Annotated in this window: 16 protein-coding genes; 6 read left to right on the forward strand and 10 right to left on the reverse strand. The window is 69.9% G+C overall.

Annotation, left to right across the window (positions count from 1 at the left end; genetic code table 11):
* Positions 1 to 48: 48 nt before the first annotated feature.
* On the reverse strand, positions 49 to 1359 hold the full coding sequence (locus RI211_RS16780) for a glycosyltransferase (RefSeq protein ID WP_315636747.1): 1311 nt from the start codon (positions 1357 to 1359) through the stop codon (positions 49 to 51).
* A gap of 63 nt (positions 1360 to 1422) precedes the next feature.
* Here RI211_RS16780 and RI211_RS16785 point away from each other — a divergent pair, with 63 nt between their 5' ends.
* A complete protein-coding gene (locus RI211_RS16785) occupies positions 1423 to 2061 on the forward strand; it encodes a TetR/AcrR family transcriptional regulator (RefSeq protein WP_315636748.1) in 639 nt (212 codons plus the stop codon).
* Positions 2062 to 2122: 61 nt separating this feature from the next.
* Positions 2123 to 2545 carry a hypothetical protein gene (locus tag RI211_RS16790; protein WP_315636749.1) on the forward strand — a complete coding sequence of 141 codons (423 nt, stop codon included), beginning with the start codon at positions 2123 to 2125 and terminating at the stop codon, positions 2543 to 2545.
* Positions 2546 to 2576: 31 nt separating this feature from the next.
* On the opposite strand, the gene RI211_RS16795 is transcribed toward RI211_RS16790, so the two are convergent.
* The 9 genes from RI211_RS16795 to RI211_RS16835 form a co-directional block, all read right to left on the reverse strand.
* Positions 2577 to 2981 carry an arsenate reductase ArsC gene (locus RI211_RS16795; protein ID WP_315636750.1) on the reverse strand — a complete coding sequence of 135 codons (405 nt, stop codon included), beginning with the start codon at positions 2979 to 2981 and terminating at the stop codon, positions 2577 to 2579.
* 89 nt (positions 2982 to 3070) lie between these two features.
* A complete protein-coding gene (locus tag RI211_RS16800; protein WP_315636751.1) occupies positions 3071 to 3820 on the reverse strand; it encodes a hypothetical protein in 750 nt (249 codons plus the stop codon).
* Between the two features lie 9 nt (positions 3821 to 3829).
* Positions 3830 to 4606, reverse strand: coding sequence for a hypothetical protein (locus RI211_RS16805; protein ID WP_315636752.1), 777 nt, complete (start codon positions 4604 to 4606; stop codon positions 3830 to 3832).
* A gap of 43 nt (positions 4607 to 4649) precedes the next feature.
* Positions 4650 to 4961, reverse strand: coding sequence for a hypothetical protein (locus tag RI211_RS16810; protein WP_315636753.1), 312 nt, complete (start codon positions 4959 to 4961; stop codon positions 4650 to 4652).
* Positions 4962 to 4999: 38 nt separating this feature from the next.
* The gene (locus tag RI211_RS16815) at positions 5000 to 5653 is read right to left on the reverse strand and encodes a hypothetical protein (RefSeq protein ID WP_315636754.1); all 654 of its coding nucleotides are present in this window, start codon (positions 5651 to 5653) and stop codon (positions 5000 to 5002) included.
* Positions 5653 to 5976, reverse strand: a complete 324-nt coding sequence (locus tag RI211_RS16820; protein ID WP_315714435.1) for a WXG100 family type VII secretion target — start codon at positions 5974 to 5976, stop codon at positions 5653 to 5655. The genes RI211_RS16815 and RI211_RS16820 overlap by 1 nt, the downstream gene beginning before the upstream one ends.
* Positions 5977 to 6072: 96 nt before the next feature.
* Positions 6073 to 6462, reverse strand: coding sequence for a DUF779 domain-containing protein (locus RI211_RS16825; protein ID WP_315636756.1), 390 nt, complete (start codon positions 6460 to 6462; stop codon positions 6073 to 6075).
* A gap of 72 nt (positions 6463 to 6534) precedes the next feature.
* Positions 6535 to 8085, reverse strand: coding sequence for an acetaldehyde dehydrogenase ExaC (exaC, locus tag RI211_RS16830; RefSeq protein ID WP_315636757.1), 1551 nt, complete (start codon positions 8083 to 8085; stop codon positions 6535 to 6537).
* A gap of 170 nt (positions 8086 to 8255) precedes the next feature.
* A complete protein-coding gene (locus tag RI211_RS16835) occupies positions 8256 to 9578 on the reverse strand; it encodes a GAF domain-containing protein (RefSeq protein ID WP_259953759.1) in 1323 nt (440 codons plus the stop codon).
* A 206-nt stretch (positions 9579 to 9784) separates the two neighbouring features.
* Between RI211_RS16835 and RI211_RS16840 the strand changes: the two genes are divergently transcribed.
* The 4 genes from RI211_RS16840 to treZ are packed head-to-tail and all read left to right on the forward strand — an operon-like array spanning position 9785 to position 16330.
* Positions 9785 to 10069 carry a hypothetical protein gene (locus tag RI211_RS16840; RefSeq protein WP_060922071.1) on the forward strand — a complete coding sequence of 95 codons (285 nt, stop codon included), beginning with the start codon at positions 9785 to 9787 and terminating at the stop codon, positions 10067 to 10069.
* Positions 10066 to 12246 carry a glycogen debranching protein GlgX gene (gene glgX / locus RI211_RS16845; protein WP_315636758.1) on the forward strand — a complete coding sequence of 727 codons (2181 nt, stop codon included), beginning with the start codon at positions 10066 to 10068 and terminating at the stop codon, positions 12244 to 12246. Before RI211_RS16840 ends, glgX begins: the two co-directional genes overlap by 4 nt.
* A complete protein-coding gene (gene treY / locus RI211_RS16850; RefSeq protein WP_315636760.1) occupies positions 12243 to 14591 on the forward strand; it encodes a malto-oligosyltrehalose synthase in 2349 nt (782 codons plus the stop codon). Before glgX ends, treY begins: the two co-directional genes overlap by 4 nt.
* A complete protein-coding gene (treZ, locus tag RI211_RS16855; protein ID WP_315636761.1) occupies positions 14588 to 16330 on the forward strand; it encodes a malto-oligosyltrehalose trehalohydrolase in 1743 nt (580 codons plus the stop codon). The genes treY and treZ overlap by 4 nt, the downstream gene beginning before the upstream one ends.
* Positions 16331 to 16341: the final 11 nt, after the last annotated feature.

Genomic DNA, 16341 nt, shown 5'->3' on the forward strand with positions numbered 1-16341 from the left:
TGCACCCGGTTGCGTTCATGCGCGGGAATGCACTTTCCCGCGCGGCAGTCAGCGGTGCATCGCGCTGTCTGGTGCGGCCCGAGTGGCCTCCCCCGCCAGGACCGCGTCGAGCGTCTGCCAGGCGTCCGCAGCGCGCATCGCCTCTCCGACCTGCCGTGCGCGGTCCCGGAAAGTCGGCTCGACGAGCACCCTGCGCACAGCTTCGGCCACCTGTCCCGGCTTCGGCGCGTTCGTCCGGAGGTTGATGCCCACGCCGGTCCACCCGACTCGGGCGGAGACCTCGACCTTGTCCTCCGTCTGACCCGCGACCACCAGCGGGACGCCCTGGGCCAGGGCCTGCTGCACCCCGCCGAAGCCGCCGTTGGTGACGAACACGTCGATCTCCGGCAGCAGCCGGTCGTAGGGCAAGTACTCGGCGACCCGGACGTTCGCCGGCAGCTCCGCCGGGAGCGCGTCGACAGGACGGCCGCCGGTGGATACCACCACGAGGGCGTCGGTCGCGGCGAGCCCGGCGATCGTGGGAAGCACGAGCTGACCGAAGTCCGCGTTGGCGATGGTGCCCTGACTGACGTGGATCACGGGCCGCCGACCGTCCAGGTCGGACCACCAGTCCGGCAGCGGTGCCGTCGACGGCGCGGCCGGAAGGGGCCCGGCGAAATGCACGGACGCCGGGAGGTCGGACCGTGGGTATTCGAACGCGGAAACCGAGAACTGCACGTACGCGTCGGCGCGGCCCGCCCAGTCGAGCACGAATCCGCCGAGATCGCGGCCGACGGCCTCGCGCGCCATGGCATCGGCCTCCTTCTGCACGCCCCCGAAGATCACGCGCTCCGCCACCAGACGCAGGAAGGCGTTGCGCACGCGTCCGAACGGCCCGCGCATCGGCGTGACTCCGAGCCCGAACGGGGCCGTGTCGACGCTGCGGGCGCCGAGCGGGAAGATCCCGAGGACCACGACCGGGGGCCGCTCGGCCTTCGGCAACCGCTGCAGCAGCGCCGCACCGACGAACAGCGGTTCGGCGAGGACCGCGTCGATGCGGTTCCGCGCCAGCTCGACGCGCACGGCCTCGAGCTGAGCCCGACCCGGGCGGATGAAGAGAGTGCTCATATCGAAACGGAGCGCGGCCGCCCCGGTGAGACCTTCGCGCTCGGGGAACGCGCCGTTCGCGTCGTCGAGATCGACGTCGGCCTCCGCGGGCAGCGGGCGGAACAGCGCACCGGCCGCTGTCACCCGCTCCTCGTAGCGGCTGCTCGTGAGGAAGAGGACCTCGTGCCCGCCCGCGGCCAGGTGCCTGGCGACCTGCAGCAGCGGGAGCACGTGCCCGTGAGCGGGAGTGCAGGTGAGGAGGTAACGGGACATGGCGGCTCTCTCGATAGGGTTGGTTGTACCGTTGAAGTATTCATCACCCTTTGAGGAAAGTCAATGACGTCGAGTGTACGCCCCTACCGCTCCGCCCTGCGGACCCGCCAGGCCGAGGAGACCCGTGCGCGCATCGTCGCGGCGGCCGCCCGCCTGTTCGCCGCGCAGGGATACCAGGCGACGACGATCTCCGCGATCGCCAAGGAGGCCGGGGTGTCCGCGGAGACGGTGAAGACCACGGCGGCGAAGGCGGAACTGCTCATCGCCGCCTTCGAGGTCACCTTCTCCGGCTCGGAAGCCGCCGAGACCCTCGCCGACACCGAGGCCGGTTCGGGACTGACGGCCCTGCCCGACGACGTCTTCCTGGACGCCGTCATCACACGGATCGGCGCCGCGAACGAGCGCGGGCATGCGCTCTGGACGGTCCTCCTGGGCGCGGCGCTCTCCGATCCGGTCGTCGACGCCGCCCTCCAACGCATCCTCGCGAACCGGGCGGCGGACTACCGGGGGTTCGCGGCGGAACTCCAGCGCCGGGGCATCGTCGCCTCGGACCGCGACGGCGACACCCTCGCCGACGTGCTGTCGTTCCTGCTCTCACCGGAGAGCCACCAGCAGCTCGTCGTGCAGTCCGGGTGGTCGCCGGATCGCTACCGCTCCTGGCTGCGGAGCGCTGTGCTCGCCGCGGCCTCTCCGACGGCGTGACGACGAGGTCGGCGAGGAGATTCGTAGACCGATTCCTCAACCAACGTGTAACGTGCTACCCATGCGCATCAAGACACCGACCGCCAAGGTCGGGTATCTGCTCATCGTCATCGTCGGGATCATGCTCACCGTCGTACCGCTCACGGTCCTCAGGTTCGAACTCGGATTCGTGTGGGCGACCGTGGTTATCGTGGCGGCCGTCGTCGTGGCGGCACGAACGTTCCGTGGCCCCGGAGAGTCGGACGCCCCACGCCCCTGGATGACCAGCACACGAGGGAGCGGAATCCTCCTCAGCGCAATGTTCTTGATCCAAGGGATCATGGCCTCCTTCGGAGCATTCGCTTCACCGAGTCCGGTGCTGGCCGTGATCGGTGGTCTGGTGGCGCTCGCCGTGGCAGCTCTCTACCTGAACTCCGCAGTCCGGGTCCAGAGCACTCGGGTGCCGTCGCTGCCAGAGAGCTCCAGGCCGAAGCTCTCCCCCTGACAGCTGCTCGACGGGGTCGGCTGAGCGCCGGTCAGAGCAGCTCGGCCACGAGGGTCTCGATGCGGCCGCGGATGTCGTCGCGGATCGGCCGGACGGCGTCGATCCCCTGGCCGGCGGGGTCGTCGAGCTCCCAGTCCTCGTAGCGCGTGCCGGGGAAGAACGGGCACGCGTCACCGCAGCCCATCGTGATCACGACGTCCGACGCCTGCACGGCCTCGGTCGTGAGCACCTTCGGCTGCTCGGCCGTGATGTCGATGCCGAGCTCCCCCATCGCCGCCACCGCGACGGGGTTGATCTCCGCGGCGGGCATCGACCCGGCGGAGCGCACCTCGATGCGGTCACCGGCGAGGTGCCGGAGGAAGCCGGCGGCCATCTGCGAGCGCCCGGCGTTGTGCACGCAGACGAAGAGGACAGAGGGTCGGTGTGGTGCGTTCACGATGGGGCCAGCGTATCCCGTTCAAGTCGCGTGAATGGCTGCATCTCCGGCTGAAATGGGACCAATCGGGCGATTCGAAGGCCGTGGGGTCAGTACCCGTGGGCGGCGGCGAAGTCGCGCAGGACACCGTCGGTGCCGTCGCCGCCGAGGAAGGTCGAGGTCTGCAGGGTCACCGTGTCGGTGAAGCCGTCGGGGCCGGGCACGGTGATCTCCAGCGGGTATGTGCCGCCGAACGCCGGGATCCGCGGCACCTCGCCACCCTCCGCGAGTGCTCGCGCCTCGAGGAACGCCGCACTGACGTCGACCCCGAGGATGCGGTACACCGTGTCGGCCGGAAGCAGTTCGACCCCGGTCGCGTCCAGGCCGAAGTCGTCGGAGGTCACGATGGCGTAGTCGTCCGCGCCCCCCTCGCCCTGGCTGGTCCGTCGGAGCTCGACCGTGTCGGTGTGCTCGGTACCCGCCATCTCGTAGGTGACGGTCGCGGTGCCTGTCTCCCCGGCGTCCGACACCGTGATGTCGTCGACGGAGAGGATCTTCGGCCGATCCTCGATCTGGTTGTAGACGCCGCTGGGGGTGAGCAGCAGTGCCAGCGGCTGCGCGAGGTCCACGGTGGGAGAGAGCTCCTCGGCCGCACCCTTCTCGTCCCCCGCGGCGAGGAGCGCGAAGAAGGACTGCACCGAGGACCGGACACCGTCCTCCGCAGAGAAGAGCTCGGAATCGGTCGACGACGGAGACGGGGACGGCGGGGACGCGGCCGTGCAACCACCCAGCACGAGGGCGAGCCCGAGGGCCGGGGCGAGGGCGATCGGGAGGCGTCTCCGCAGAGACCGTGGTGACATCATGGCGCCTCAGATCGTGGCGGTGGGCCAGGCGCCACTCGGGAACCCGGTCAGGTTGCCCATGTCCTGCTTGAGCTGGTCGGAGAGATCCTTCGATGCCGTGAAGTTCTTTCCCAGCTGCTCACCCAGGTCGACGGCGACCCTGGCCAGGTTGGTGCAGACGGTGGTGATCTTGGGAACCGCGTCGAGCCACTCCAGGGGGTCGGCGGTGACGAAGTTCGACGCCGCATCCACCTGATCGAGCAGATAGGTGAGCAGTCGGGCCCCGAATTCAATCCAGGCATCCAGGATCTTCTTCGCGTAGTCGGCGAGGAAGTTCATCATCGAGTCCGTGTAGCCGGCGAGGGTGTCGATGGCCATCAGCTGGCGGGCCGCGAGGTCCGAGTAGCCGTCGCCCGTGGATCCCTTCCACGAGGTATCGGCCTTGAGATAGCTGTCGGTGATCGTGGTCTTGGACGACGTCACCTTCCGCTTGACCTCGAGCCAGTCATCGCGCTTGGCGTACATGGCGAACGGGTTGCCGGGGCTCAGATACTCCGCCATGGTCTCCATGAACGCGGTGAACTGCTCGACCGCCTCGTTGAGCTTCTTGACGACCTCCTCCATGGCCCTTTTGAAGAAGTCCATGAACCTGTCCCAGAGGTTCATGTCGTCTTTCCGGGAGTTGTAGGCGTTCGCACAGTCGTTGAGCCCGACCCTCGCCTCTTCGATACCGTCCCTGATGTTCGTGACCAGGGTCGTGAACGATCCCTCGTCGGTCGGCGTGGCGAATGCTCCTACCATCATCGTGTCCTCTCCGGTATGTCGCCGGCAGTTGTGAGCGTCGGGGTCAGCCCTGGTCCAGCAGCCACTGCGAGTAGCCGTCGGCTTCCTCGTAGCGCCTCTTGGTGTCGAGCAGCTTGTCCGAGATCTCGGTGAAGACCGTCGGCGCGCGATCGGCAAGACCCTGGATGGTCGCGTGGGCCTCGTTGTAGTTGTCCTCGGCGCCGAGCATGTGGCCGACGCCGTCCATCTGATACCTGGCCAGACGGCACCCCGCGACGAGGGTCTTCGCCGCGGTGAACGTCTCGGCGAGGTCGCTCCATGCCAACGCGTCGGCGCGCAGATCCTCCAGCGCGGCTTCGTAGTCTTCGTAGCTCATCGTGCAGCTCTCCGTCTTTCGCTGTGTTCCGTGGGCGATCAGCGGGCGGCGCGTACCGAGCGCACGACCCCGGCGAGATCGGGAAGGTCCCTGAGAACGGATGCTCTCCGCTCACCCAACCAGCCCCTCGCTCGCGTGAACAGCTCGATGATCTCCTCGGCCATGGCGTGCTCGGAGACCAGCTGCACGTTGGTCGGATCGATCGCGAGCGCCCTCGGCGCGCCGCCGACGAGCTCCATGCTCACGTTCCCTGACGGACTGCGCAGCACCGTGGACTCGGTCGTCGCGGACCTCACGGCCTCCCGGTACAGCTTGAGCTCGGAGAATGCCGAGAGCAGGTTGCCGAGCTCCGCTCGCAGGGACGACATGTCGAGGGAATCCGCGTCCGGTGAAGGGATCGGCGACACAGGGGGCTCATCGGGTGCCGTGAGGACGAGACCCTCGTGCTCGAGCTCGGCGATCGTATTCTGCCTGGCGGCCGCGCTGGCCTGACGGAGACGGAGGACGACCGGACCCAACTCCGGCGGGGAGATCCGGCGCCACCACGCCGGAGCGAGACGGAGCGTGCGAAGCACTCCCTCCGCATCGACGGATGCGCTGACGGTGTCGCTGTCGTCGGACACCAGCCAGATGCTCGGATCCTCTTCGACGAGAGCGGCCAGACGCCCCTGCACGGTCTCCTGTTCGGGCATCACTCGCTCCACATCCGGCGCACCGACTGCTCGGCGCTCGTGAACGTCTCGTTGGAGAGCTGGGTGTTGTCGCGTACGCGCCGGAGCTCGGCGCGCATCTCCTCCATGCTGCGGTTCCAGTCGGTCTGCGCACGGAAATATGCGCGCTGGGCTTCACCGCTCCACTGTCCGGACAGCACGTCGAGCGACGCGGTCAGCTCCGACAGGATCCGCTCGATCTCGTTCACCCCGCGGGTCATCCCGCTCACGGCGACGTCGATCTGCGTCCCGCCGATCTTGATGTCTCCGCCCATCGCCCGCTTCCCCCTCAGCGTCGTTGCCACCCCCCTCCGGGGCACGACCCCGACTCTACGGGAGGGCGTCGGCGTAGTTCAAACATCACACGCAGATCTCTGCGGTGAACCGTCGGCACCGCAGCCTCACCGCAGGCCGAGACGCGTCAGCTCCCTCTCGTCGAGCATCCGTGAACGGATGAGGAAGCGCATCCCGGTGGGACCCTCGACGCTGAACCCGGCCCCGCGTCCCGGCACGACATCGATCGTGAGGTGCGTGAACTTCCAGTACTCGAACTGCGCCGACGACATGAAGACCTCGACGGGGTCGTCGAGCCCGACGTCGAGGGAGCCGAGGAGGACGTCGCCGGGGCCGGTGAGGAACATCCCGACCGGATAGCACATGGGCGCGGAGCCGTCGCAGCATCCGCCGGACTGGTGGAACATGAGCCGGCCGTGCTCCGCCGTGAGCTCGCGGACGAGGGCGGCCGCGGCGGAGGTCACGGCGACGCGGGCGGGGGTGGTCGAGTCGGCCATGAGGGTCCTTCCGGGGCAACGGGTGTCGCGCGAAGAAGAGAGCTCTCCGCGCGACACCCGTGAGGGTGCGGATCAGAAGAAGCCCATCGGGCCCTCCGCGTACGAGACGAGGAGGTTCTTCGTCTGCTGGTAGTGGTCGAGCATCATCTTGTGGTTCTCGCGGCCCACCCCCGACTGCTTGTACCCGCCGAACGCGGCATGCGCCGGGTACTGGTGGTAGGTGTTCGTCCACACGCGACCCGCCTCGATCGCCCGGCCCGCGCGGTACGCGGTGTCGCCGCTGCGGCTCCAGACACCGGCCCCCAACCCGTACAGGGTGTCGTTCGCGATCGAGATCGCGTCGTCGAAGTCGTCGAACGAGGTGACCGAGAGCACCGGACCGAAGATCTCCTCCTGGAAGATCCGCATGTCGTTCGTCCCCTCGAACACGGTCGGCTGCACGTAGAAGCCCTCGCTGAGGTCGCCGCCGAGGTCGGCACGCTCGCCTCCCGTGAGCAGTCGGGCCCCGCCCTGCTTCCCGATGTCGATGTAGCTGAGGATCTTCTCCAGCTGATCGTTCGAGGCCTGCGCGCCGATCATGGTCGCGGGGTCGAGCGGATCGCCCTGCACGACCTTCTCCACACGCTCGAGGCCGTCGGCGAGGAAGCCGTCGTAGATCGAGCGCTGGATGAGGGCGCGCGACGGGCAGGTGCAGACCTCGCCCTGGTTGAGCGCGAACATCGTGAAGCCTTCGAGCGCCTTGTCGTAGAACGGGTCGCTCGTGGAGCGGGCGACGTCCTCGAAGAAGACGTTCGGGCTCTTGCCGCCGAGCTCCAGGGTGACCGGGATGAGGTTCTGCGAGGCGTACTGCATGATGAGGCGGCCGGTCGTGGTCTCGCCGGTGAAGGCGACCTTGCGGATGCGCTTGTGCTGCGCGAGCGGCGCGCCGGCCTCGATCCCGAAGCCGTTCACGATGTTCACGACCCCGGCCGGCAGCAGGTCGCCGATGATGTCGAACAGGAACAGGATCGACGCGGGGGTCTGCTCCGCGGGCTTGATGACGATGCAGTTGCCCGCGGCGAGCGCCGGCGCCAGCTTCCACACGGCCATGAGGATCGGGAAGTTCCAGGGGATGATCTGCCCGACCACGCCGAGCGGCTCATGGAAGTGGTACGCGACGGTGTTCTCGTCGAGCTGGCTGATGCCGCCCTCCTGCGCGCGGAGCACCCCCGCGAAGTAGCGGAAGTGGTCGATCGCGAGCGGGATGTCGGCGGCGAGGGTCTCCCGCACGGGCTTGCCGTTCTCCCACGTCTCCGCGACCGCGATCTCCTCGAGGTGCTGCTCCATCCGGTCGGCGATGCGGTTCAGGATCACGGAGCGCTCCGCGGGGCTGGTCTTGCCCCAGGCGCCGAAGGCCTTCCAGGCGACGTCGACGGCGCGGTCGATGTCCTCGACGGTGCCGCGGCCGACCTCGGTGAAGGGCTTGCCGTTGACGGGACTGATGTTCTCGAAGTACTGGCCCTTGGCGGGCTCGACGAACTCGCCGCCGATGTAGTGACCGTAGCGGGGCCGGTAGTTCGCGACCGCTCCGGGCTGTCCTGGGGCGGCGTAGGCGAGGGACACGTCTTCTTCGACGATGGTCATGGGGTCTCCTTCGACGGGGGCGCCGCGGCGTCGATGCCGCGGTGTTGCCTCGACGCTAGGCCGCTCCCCGTTGCACTCCCGGTGCGCAACGTTGCACGCGGTTGCACCCCGTTCGAATCGCCCACCTGGCTGCATCCGCGGCCGAAATGGCACCAATCGGGCGATTCGAATCAGCCGAGGCGCTCGATCCGCGTCACGAGACCGGCACGACGCGGCGAGCGCGCCGGCAGCATCTCCAACGCGAGCCGCAGCACCTCCGCGTCCTCGCTCCCCTCGGGGGTGTCCGCATAGGCGAGCAGCACGTCCAGACTCGCCCCCGACAGCATCACCTCCCGCAGCGCCGCACGGACCGAATCGCGGAACTCCTCGACGCCGGGCGAAGTCGAATCCGGCAGCACCGGCCCACGGTAGGCCGTCAGCGCGACCCGGTGGGCGCCGCGATCCAGGAGGGATAGCACGTCCTGAGCATCGGTCTCCAGCGGCACCGGAAGGCGATAGGGGCGGGACTCCGGCACGAGATCCGGGGCCGCCCGCTCCAGGACCTTGCGCAGGCGCACCATCTCCGGCCGCAGGGTGTCCGGCGAGACCCCGGGACCGTAGACGAGCTCCGCGAGCCGGTCGGCGGAGAGGCCCTGGCGGTGCACGGCCAGCATCAGGAGGATGGCCGCGTGCCGCGCGCTGAGTTCGGTGACGGCCTCCTCGTGTGCCGATGCGGTCTCCAACCGGGCACGGTCGCGTCCGAGCACCTGCAGTCGCGCGCGAGCGAGGGGTTCCGGCGGGGTCCTGCCCGGCAGTCGTCGAGCCGGAGGCTCCGCTCGTCGCTGCAGCCGCGCCACGAGGAGCTCGGACTCGACCGCCCGCGCCGTCGCGTCGACGAGCAGTCGCGCCTGCGGGGTCACCACTTCGGGTCCGCCGGTGATGTCGATCACGCCGAGGACCCGCTGCGTCTCCGGGTCGCGCACGGGCGCCGCACTGCACGACCACGGGTGCACCAGGCGGTTGTAGTGCTCGGCCCCACGGATCTGCACCGACCGCTCCAGGGCGAGCGCCGTGCCCGGGGCGCTCGTGCCGACGGCGTCCTCCGCCCAGTTCGCGCCGGCCACGAACCCCATGCCCTCGGTGAGGGACCGGAGCTGCGCATCGCCCTCGATCCACAGCAGGCGCCCTGCCTGATCTCCGACGGCGATCACGACCCCCGAGTCCTCGGAGTCGCCGGGAAGCAGCAGCGCGCGGATCATCTCCATCGCGGAGGCGAGCGGGTGAGTCAGACGATAGGCGTCGAGCTCGTCCTCGAACAGGTCGAGCGGTGGCAGCGCCTCCGGGCCGACACGGCGGCGCCAGGACCGCTCCCACGACTCCCGCACGAGCGGCCGCACCTCGCGGAGGCGGTGGTCGTCGAGATTGCCGGCGATGAGCTCCTCGTGCGCACGCTCGACGAGGAGGCGAGACGCCGTCGGCGACGCCTCCCGCGGATCGTGCCACGTCGCAGACACGCGTTCTCCGTTTCTGGAGTCGAGAGCGTGCCCTCAGTGTACGAGCAGGATCGACCGGGCGGAACAGCGGCCGCGGCAGTGGTCAGGGCAACAGGGAGTGATCCCGCCGTCATCGGGTGCGTAGCCGGTCGAGGCCCGGATGGCAATACCGTTCTCGAATCCGTTCCCGGTTCCTATCGTGGTCCCATCACGAGTCAGGAGGCGCCATGAACGTCCACACCCCCACCAGCACTGGCTCCTCGCAGCGCGCCGACGCGGCCCACCCCGCCGCGACCGAGCCGGCCTGCGAGCGGATCGACTTCGACCGGTACGTCGTCGCGCACGACGCCCCCGTCGGATACATCGAGGTCGTACCGCCGCTCTACGTCTGCTACCTCGGACACCCGTATCCTCGGGCTGTGGAGATCGCTCAGGTGTACGACTACGACCATGCCGTCAGCATCGTCAGTGCCATGGCCGCGGGTTCGCGCGACCACGCCCTCGCCGGATGAGCGGCGAGGTCTGGCCCGGGTCCGCGTACCCGCTGGGGGCCACCTTCGACGGTCAGGGTACCAACTTCGCCCTCTTCAGCGAGGGCGCGGAGCGCGTGGAACTCTGCCTCTTCGACGCGGACGGCACGGAGACACGAGTGCCGCTCACCGAGGTCGACGCGTTCGTCTGGCACGGCTACCTGCCCACGGTGCAGCCGGGGCAACGCTATGGCTACCGTGTGCACGGTCCGTACGATCCCGCGCAGGGACAGCGCTTCAACCCGAACAAGCTGCTCCTCGACCCGTACGCGAAGGCCGTCGCCGGTGAGATCGACTGGGGCCAGTCCCTCTTCGGCTACGACTTCGGCGACCCCGACTCCCGCAACGACGACGACTCCGCAAGCGCGATGGCGAAGGGCGTGGTCGTCAGCCCGTTCTTCGAGTGGGGCGGCGACCGTCCGCTGAAGACCCCGTATGCGGAGACGGTCATCTACGAGGCCCATGTGAAGGGGCTCACCCAGCGGCACCCCGAGGTCCCGGAGGAGCTGCGCGGCACCTACGCCGGCATCGCGCATCCGGCGGTCATCGAGCATCTCCAGCGCCTCGGCGTCACGGCCCTGGAGCTGATGCCGGTGCATCAATTCGTCAACGACTCGGTGCTGCAGGACAAGGGCCTGTCGAACTACTGGGGCTACAACACCCTCGGATTCTTCGCCCCGCACAACGCCTATGCCGCCGGCGGCCAGGACGGCCAGCAGGTGCAGGAGTTCCGCGCCATGGTGCGCGCCCTCCACGAGGCCGGCATCGAGGTCATCCTCGACGTCGTCTACAACCACACCGCTGAGGGCAACCACCTCGGGCCGACGCTCTCCATGCGCGGGATCGACAACGAGGCGTACTACCGGCTCGAAGAGGACAAGCGGTACTACACGGACTACACCGGCACGGGCAACAGCCTGAACGCGGGCAACCCGCACGCGCTCCAGTTGCTCATGGACTCGCTGCGCTACTGGGTGACCGAGATGCACGTCGACGGTTTCCGCTTCGACCTCGCGGCGACCCTCGCCCGCGAGTTCTACGACGTCGACCGCCTCGCAGCCTTCTTCGAGCTCGTGCAGCAGGATCCGATCGTCTCGCAGGTGAAGCTCATCGCCGAGCCGTGGGATATCGGCCCCGGCGGCTATCAGGTCGGGAACTTCCCGCCGCAGTGGACGGAGTGGAACGGCAAGTACCGCGACACCGTGCGGGACTTCTGGCGCGGTGAGCCGCAGGCGCTCGGCGAGTTCGCCTCCCGCCTCACCGGGTCCGCCGACCTGTACGAGCACTCCGGCCGACGTCCGGTCGCCTCCATCAACTTCGTCACCGCCCACGACGGCTTCACGCTGCGGGACCTCGTGTCGTACAACGAGAAGCACAACGAGGACAACGGCGAGGACAACAACGACGGCGAATCCCACAACCGCTCCGACAACATGGGCGCCGAGGGGCCGACCGACGACATCGACATCAACCGGCGGCGCGCGCGTCAGCAGCGGAACTTCCTGGCGACGCTGCTGCTCTCGCAGGGCGTGCCGATGATCTCCCACGGCGACGAACTCGGTCGCACGCAGCACGGCAACAACAACGGCTACGCGCAGGACAACGAGCTCACGTGGATCGACTGGGAGGCGGCCGACCTACCGCTCGTGGAGTTCACGGCGGCGATCGCGCGGCTCCGGCACGAGCACCCGACCTTCCGCCGCAGCCGCTTCTTCGACGGACGCCCGGTCGCAGACGAGGACGAGGACGGCGAGCGCATCCCCGACGTCGTGTGGCTGCGCCCGGACGGTGCCCGCATGACGCCGGAGGACTGGGACTCGGGCTTCGGACGCTCCGTGGGCATGTTCCTGAACGGCCGCGGCATCCGCGAGAACGACCGCCGCGGACGCCCCGTGGAGGACGTGAACTTCCTCGTCTACTTCAACAGCGGCGACGAGCCCGTCGACCTCGCCCTGCCGGACGACCGGCACGGCGCGGAATGGCTCGTCTCCGTGGACACCGCCGGCGAACTCGGTGACCGGAAGCTCCGGGCGCGGGACAGCGTGCCGCTCGAGGGCAAGGCCATGCTCGTGCTGCAGGAACTCGACGGCGAGCCCGTCGACACGGATGACTCCGTCGATGCCTCGCTCCGCGCGCAGAGCGAGCAGGCTGCGTCATGACCGACAGACCGGTCTCGACGTATCGCCTGCAGATCAGCGAGGAGTTCCCCCTGGACGCGGCCGCGGGGGTGACCGGATACGTCGCCGAGCTCGGCGCCTCGTGGGCCTACCTGTCACCGTTGCTGGCGGCGACCCGCGGCTCGAACCACGGCTACGACGTCGTGGACCACGGCCGCATCGATCCCGACCGCGGCGGCGCGGAGGGGCTCGTCCGCTTCGCGGCGGCCGCCCGGGCGGCAGGCCTCGGCATCCTCGTCGACATCGTGCCCAACCACGTGGGGGTGGCCGTGCCGCGGCAGAACCCGTGGTGGTGGGAGGTGCTGCGGCTGGGCCGGAAGACCCGTCATGCGGCGGCGTTCGACATCGACTGGGCAGCGGGCGGCGGGCGTCTCCTGCTGCCGCTGCTGGGCGCGAGCCCGGACGAGGTCGTCGCGAACGGCGAGCTCGTGGTCGACACCACGCCGGCCGCCGACGCGCCGGACGGCGTTCTGCGCTACTTCGAGCATGAGCTGCCCCTCGCCCCCGGCACCGCGGCACTGGCGGACGATCTCCCGGCGCTCCTGGGCGCCCAGAACTACGAGCTGCGGTTCTGGCAGGACCAGAACACCGACCTCACCTACCGCCGGTTCTTCGCCGTCTCCGAACTCGCCGGCATCCGGGTCGAACGGCCCGAGGTGTTCGCCGAGTCGCACCGGGAGATCCTGCGCTGGATCCGGGAGGGTCTCGCGGACGGTCTGCGGGTGGATCACCCGGACGGCCTCGTCGACCCCGGCGCGTACCTGGAGCAGCTCGCCGACGCGACCGGACGCGCGTACACGCTCGTCGAGAAGATCCTGGAGCCGGGCGAGGCCCTGCCGGCCTGGTGGCGGACCGACGGCACCACCGGATACGACGCGCTGGCCGAGCTCGACCGCCTGTTCGTCGACGCGGAGGGCGTCGCGGCGCTCGACCGGCTGGATGCCAGGCTCCGCGCGGAGACCGGACTCCCGGACGCGCTCCCCTGGCACGACCTCATCCACGACACGAAGCGGATGATCGCGGACACTCTCCTGGCCGCCGAGGTGCGCCGACTGGTGCGTACGCTCCCCCACGGGATCGTGCACGCCGACGACGCGCTGGCCGAGCTCCTCGCCTGCTTCCCCGTGTATCGTTCCTACCTCCCGGAGGGCCGCGAGCACCTGCGCGCCGCCTTCGCGGAGGCACGGCGGCGACGTCCCGACCTCGCGACCGCGTTCACAGCGCTGGAGCCGCTGCTGAACGATCCGCGCCTCGAGGTCGCGCAGCGATTCCCCCAGGTGAGCGGCGCCGTGATGGCGAAGGGTGTGGAGGACACCGCGTTCTACCGGTTCACCCGCCTCGGAACACTGACCGAGGTCGGCGCCGACCCGTCGATCCCCGCCCTGTCGGTCGAGGAGTTCCACGACGCGCAGCGGGCACGACTGGCGGCGTGGCCGCACTCGATGACGACGCTCTCCACGCACGACACGAAGCGCTCGGAGGACGTGCGCGCGCGCCTGTCGGTGCTCTCGGAGATCCCGGAGCGCTGGGCCGAGGTGCTGGCCGAGCTGCGCGCCGTGGCGACCACCGGGCACGGCCCGCTCGACGCGCTGATCTGGCAGGCCGCGGTCGGCGCCTGGCCGCTGCCCTCCGACCGGCTGCTCGCCTACGCCACCAAGGCCGCGCGTGAGGCCGCGGAGGGGACGACCTGGCAGCATCCGGATGCGGAGTTCGAAGAGGGCCTGGCCGCGATCGCCCGATCCGTCGAGGGGGAGGCCGCCCCGATCCTCGACCGTTTCGTGGCCGAGATCCTCGACGCGGGTCGCTCCAACTCCCTCTCCGCCAAGCTGCTGCAGCTCACCGGCCCCGGCGTTCCTGACGTCTACCAGGGCACCGAGCTGTGGGACCTCTCGCTCGTCGACCCCGACAACCGTCGACCCATCGACTTCACTCTGCGCGCCCGGATGCTGCGGGAGCTCGACGCGGACCACGCCCGCGGTGTGGTCCCCCCGATCGACGACTCCGGTGCCGCGAAGCTGCTGGTGACCTCGCGGGCACTGCGACTGCGGCGGGACAATCCGGAGCTGTTCCGCTTCTACCGGCCGGCCGTCGTCGAAGGTGAGGCCGCAGACCACGCGATCGCCGTGCACCGCGGCGGCGCGACCGCCGTGGCCACACGGCTGCCGGTCGCGCTGGCGCGCCGCGGGGGCTGGGGCGACACGGTCATGATGCGCCCCGAGCTGCCGGGGACCGACCTCCTCACCGGCCGGCGGATCCCGCCCGGGCCCGTGCGACTGGCGGAACTCCTCGACACCTACCCGGTCGCGCTGATCGAGTTGGCTCGATGATCGAGGTGTGGGCGCCGCGGGCGTCGCGCGTGCGGGTACGACGCCTCGACGACGCGGGCACCACCGTGGAGGAGCGCGCACTCACGGCGGGGGCAGAGGGGCGCTGGACCACCGATCTGGTCCTCGCGGACGGGGAGCGCTACGGCTTCCTGCTGGACGACGGCGACGACCTCCGCCCTGACCCTCGCTCGCGGCGGCAGCCGGACGGCGTGCACGGGGCCTCGGCGGCGTTCGACCCCGCAGCCTTCGCCTGGACCGACGCCTCCTGGACCGGACGGCAGCTCGCGGGCGGGCTGATCTACGAGCTGCACCTCGGCACGTTCACGCCGGAGGGCACTCTCGACGCGGCGAGCGGTCGCCTGGCGCATCTCGTCGACCTCGGCGTCACGCATGTCGAGCTGCTGCCCGTGAACGGCTTCAACGGCCGCTGGAACTGGGGATACGACGGCGTGCTCTGGTACGTGGTGCAGGAGGAGTACGGCGGCCCCGCGGCCTATCAGCGCTTCGTCGACGCCGCCCACGCGCACGGGCTCGCGGTCGTGCAGGACGTCGTCTACAACCACCTCGGCCCGAGCGGCAACTACCTCCCCCTCTTCGGCCCGTACCTGCGCGAGGGCGAGAGCACCACCTGGGGCGACTCGGTGAACCTCGACGAGGACGCCGTGCGGGAGTACATCCTCGACAACGCCCTGATGTGGCTGCGCGACTTCCACGTCGACGGACTCCGGCTCGATGCCGTGCACGCCCTCCACGACCGGCGGCCGGTGCACCTGCTGCGGGAGCTCGCCGAACGCGTGGACGCCCTCTCCGCGCAGCAGAACCGGCCGCTGAGCCTCATCGCGGAGTCAGACCTCAACGATCCGACGCTCATCCTGCCGCGGGAAGCCGGGGGCTACGGGCTCACGGCGCAGTGGTCCGACGACTGGCACCACGCCGTGCACGTCGCGCTCACCGGAGAGACCGCCGGGTACTACACGGACTTCGCCGCAGACGAGGCGGTGGCCAAGGTGACGGAGGGCGGCTTCTTCCACGACGGCACCTTCTCGTCCTTCCGCGACCGTCCGCACGGCGCCTCGATCCCGGCCGAGGTGCCGAGCTGGCGGCTGGTGACCTTCGCGCAGGACCACGATCAGATCGGCAACCGCGCCGGCGGAGATCGGCTCTCTGCCACGCTCTCCCCCGACCGGCTCGCGGTGGCCGCCGTGCTCACCCTGACGGCGCCGGGTACCCCGATGCTCTTCATGGGCGAGGAGTGGGGGGCGACGACCCCGTGGCAGTTCTTCACCTCCCACCCCGAACCCGAGCTCGGCCGCGCGGTCGCCGAGGGCCGCACGGCGGAGTTCGCCCGCATGGGATGGGATCCGGATGCGGTGCCCGACCCGCAGGACCCCGAGACCTTCCACCGCTCGCACCTCGACTGGGCGGAGGCCGAGGCCCCGGAGCACTCCCGGCTCCTGTCGCTGTACCGCGACCTGGCACGACTGCGGCGAGCGCGACCGGAGCTCACCGACCCGGACTCCGCGCACACGACGGTCGAGGTCCGGGAGACGGACGGCCGCCCCGAGCACCGCGTCTACCGCATCGACCGAGGAGGAGTGTCGGTGCTCGTGAACCTCTCCCCCACCCCCGCGACGTTCAGTGTCCCCGCTACGGCCGACCTCCTCCTCGCCACCGCCGCCCTGACGCGCTCCTCCACGTCCCTGACACTCCCTCCGGACGCTGCCGCCATCGTCAATTGAGGTCGACCCAC

The organism is Microbacterium meiriae (genome assembly GCF_032364335.1).
Lineage (GTDB): Bacteria > Actinomycetota > Actinomycetes > Actinomycetales > Microbacteriaceae > Microbacterium > Microbacterium meiriae.

Excerpts from the sequence above, each read along its gene's own strand:
- treZ (WP_315636761.1), top strand. The coding sequence starts at position 14,588 with ATGATCGAGGTGTGGGCGCCGCGGGCGTCGCGCGTGCGGGTACGACGC.
- RI211_RS16815 (WP_315636754.1), bottom strand. The coding sequence starts at position 5,653 with ATGCCCGAACAGGAGACCGTGCAGGGGCGTCTGGCCGCTCTCGTCGAA.
- RI211_RS16780 (WP_315636747.1), bottom strand. The coding sequence starts at position 1,359 with ATGTCCCGTTACCTCCTCACCTGCACTCCCGCTCACGGGCACGTGCTC.
- RI211_RS16810 (WP_315636753.1), bottom strand. The coding sequence starts at position 4,961 with ATGAGCTACGAAGACTACGAAGCCGCGCTGGAGGATCTGCGCGCCGAC.
- RI211_RS16825 (WP_315636756.1), bottom strand. The coding sequence starts at position 6,462 with ATGGCCGACTCGACCACCCCCGCCCGCGTCGCCGTGACCTCCGCCGCG.
- glgX (WP_315636758.1), top strand. The coding sequence starts at position 10,066 with ATGAGCGGCGAGGTCTGGCCCGGGTCCGCGTACCCGCTGGGGGCCACC.
- RI211_RS16790 (WP_315636749.1), top strand. The coding sequence starts at position 2,123 with ATGCGCATCAAGACACCGACCGCCAAGGTCGGGTATCTGCTCATCGTC.
- RI211_RS16840 (WP_060922071.1), top strand. The coding sequence starts at position 9,785 with ATGAACGTCCACACCCCCACCAGCACTGGCTCCTCGCAGCGCGCCGAC.
- exaC (WP_315636757.1), bottom strand. The coding sequence starts at position 8,085 with ATGACCATCGTCGAAGAAGACGTGTCCCTCGCCTACGCCGCCCCAGGA.
- RI211_RS16805 (WP_315636752.1), bottom strand. The coding sequence starts at position 4,606 with ATGATGGTAGGAGCATTCGCCACGCCGACCGACGAGGGATCGTTCACG.
- RI211_RS16800 (WP_315636751.1), bottom strand. The coding sequence starts at position 3,820 with ATGTCACCACGGTCTCTGCGGAGACGCCTCCCGATCGCCCTCGCCCCG.
- RI211_RS16785 (WP_315636748.1), top strand. The coding sequence starts at position 1,423 with ATGACGTCGAGTGTACGCCCCTACCGCTCCGCCCTGCGGACCCGCCAG.
- treY (WP_315636760.1), top strand. The coding sequence starts at position 12,243 with ATGACCGACAGACCGGTCTCGACGTATCGCCTGCAGATCAGCGAGGAG.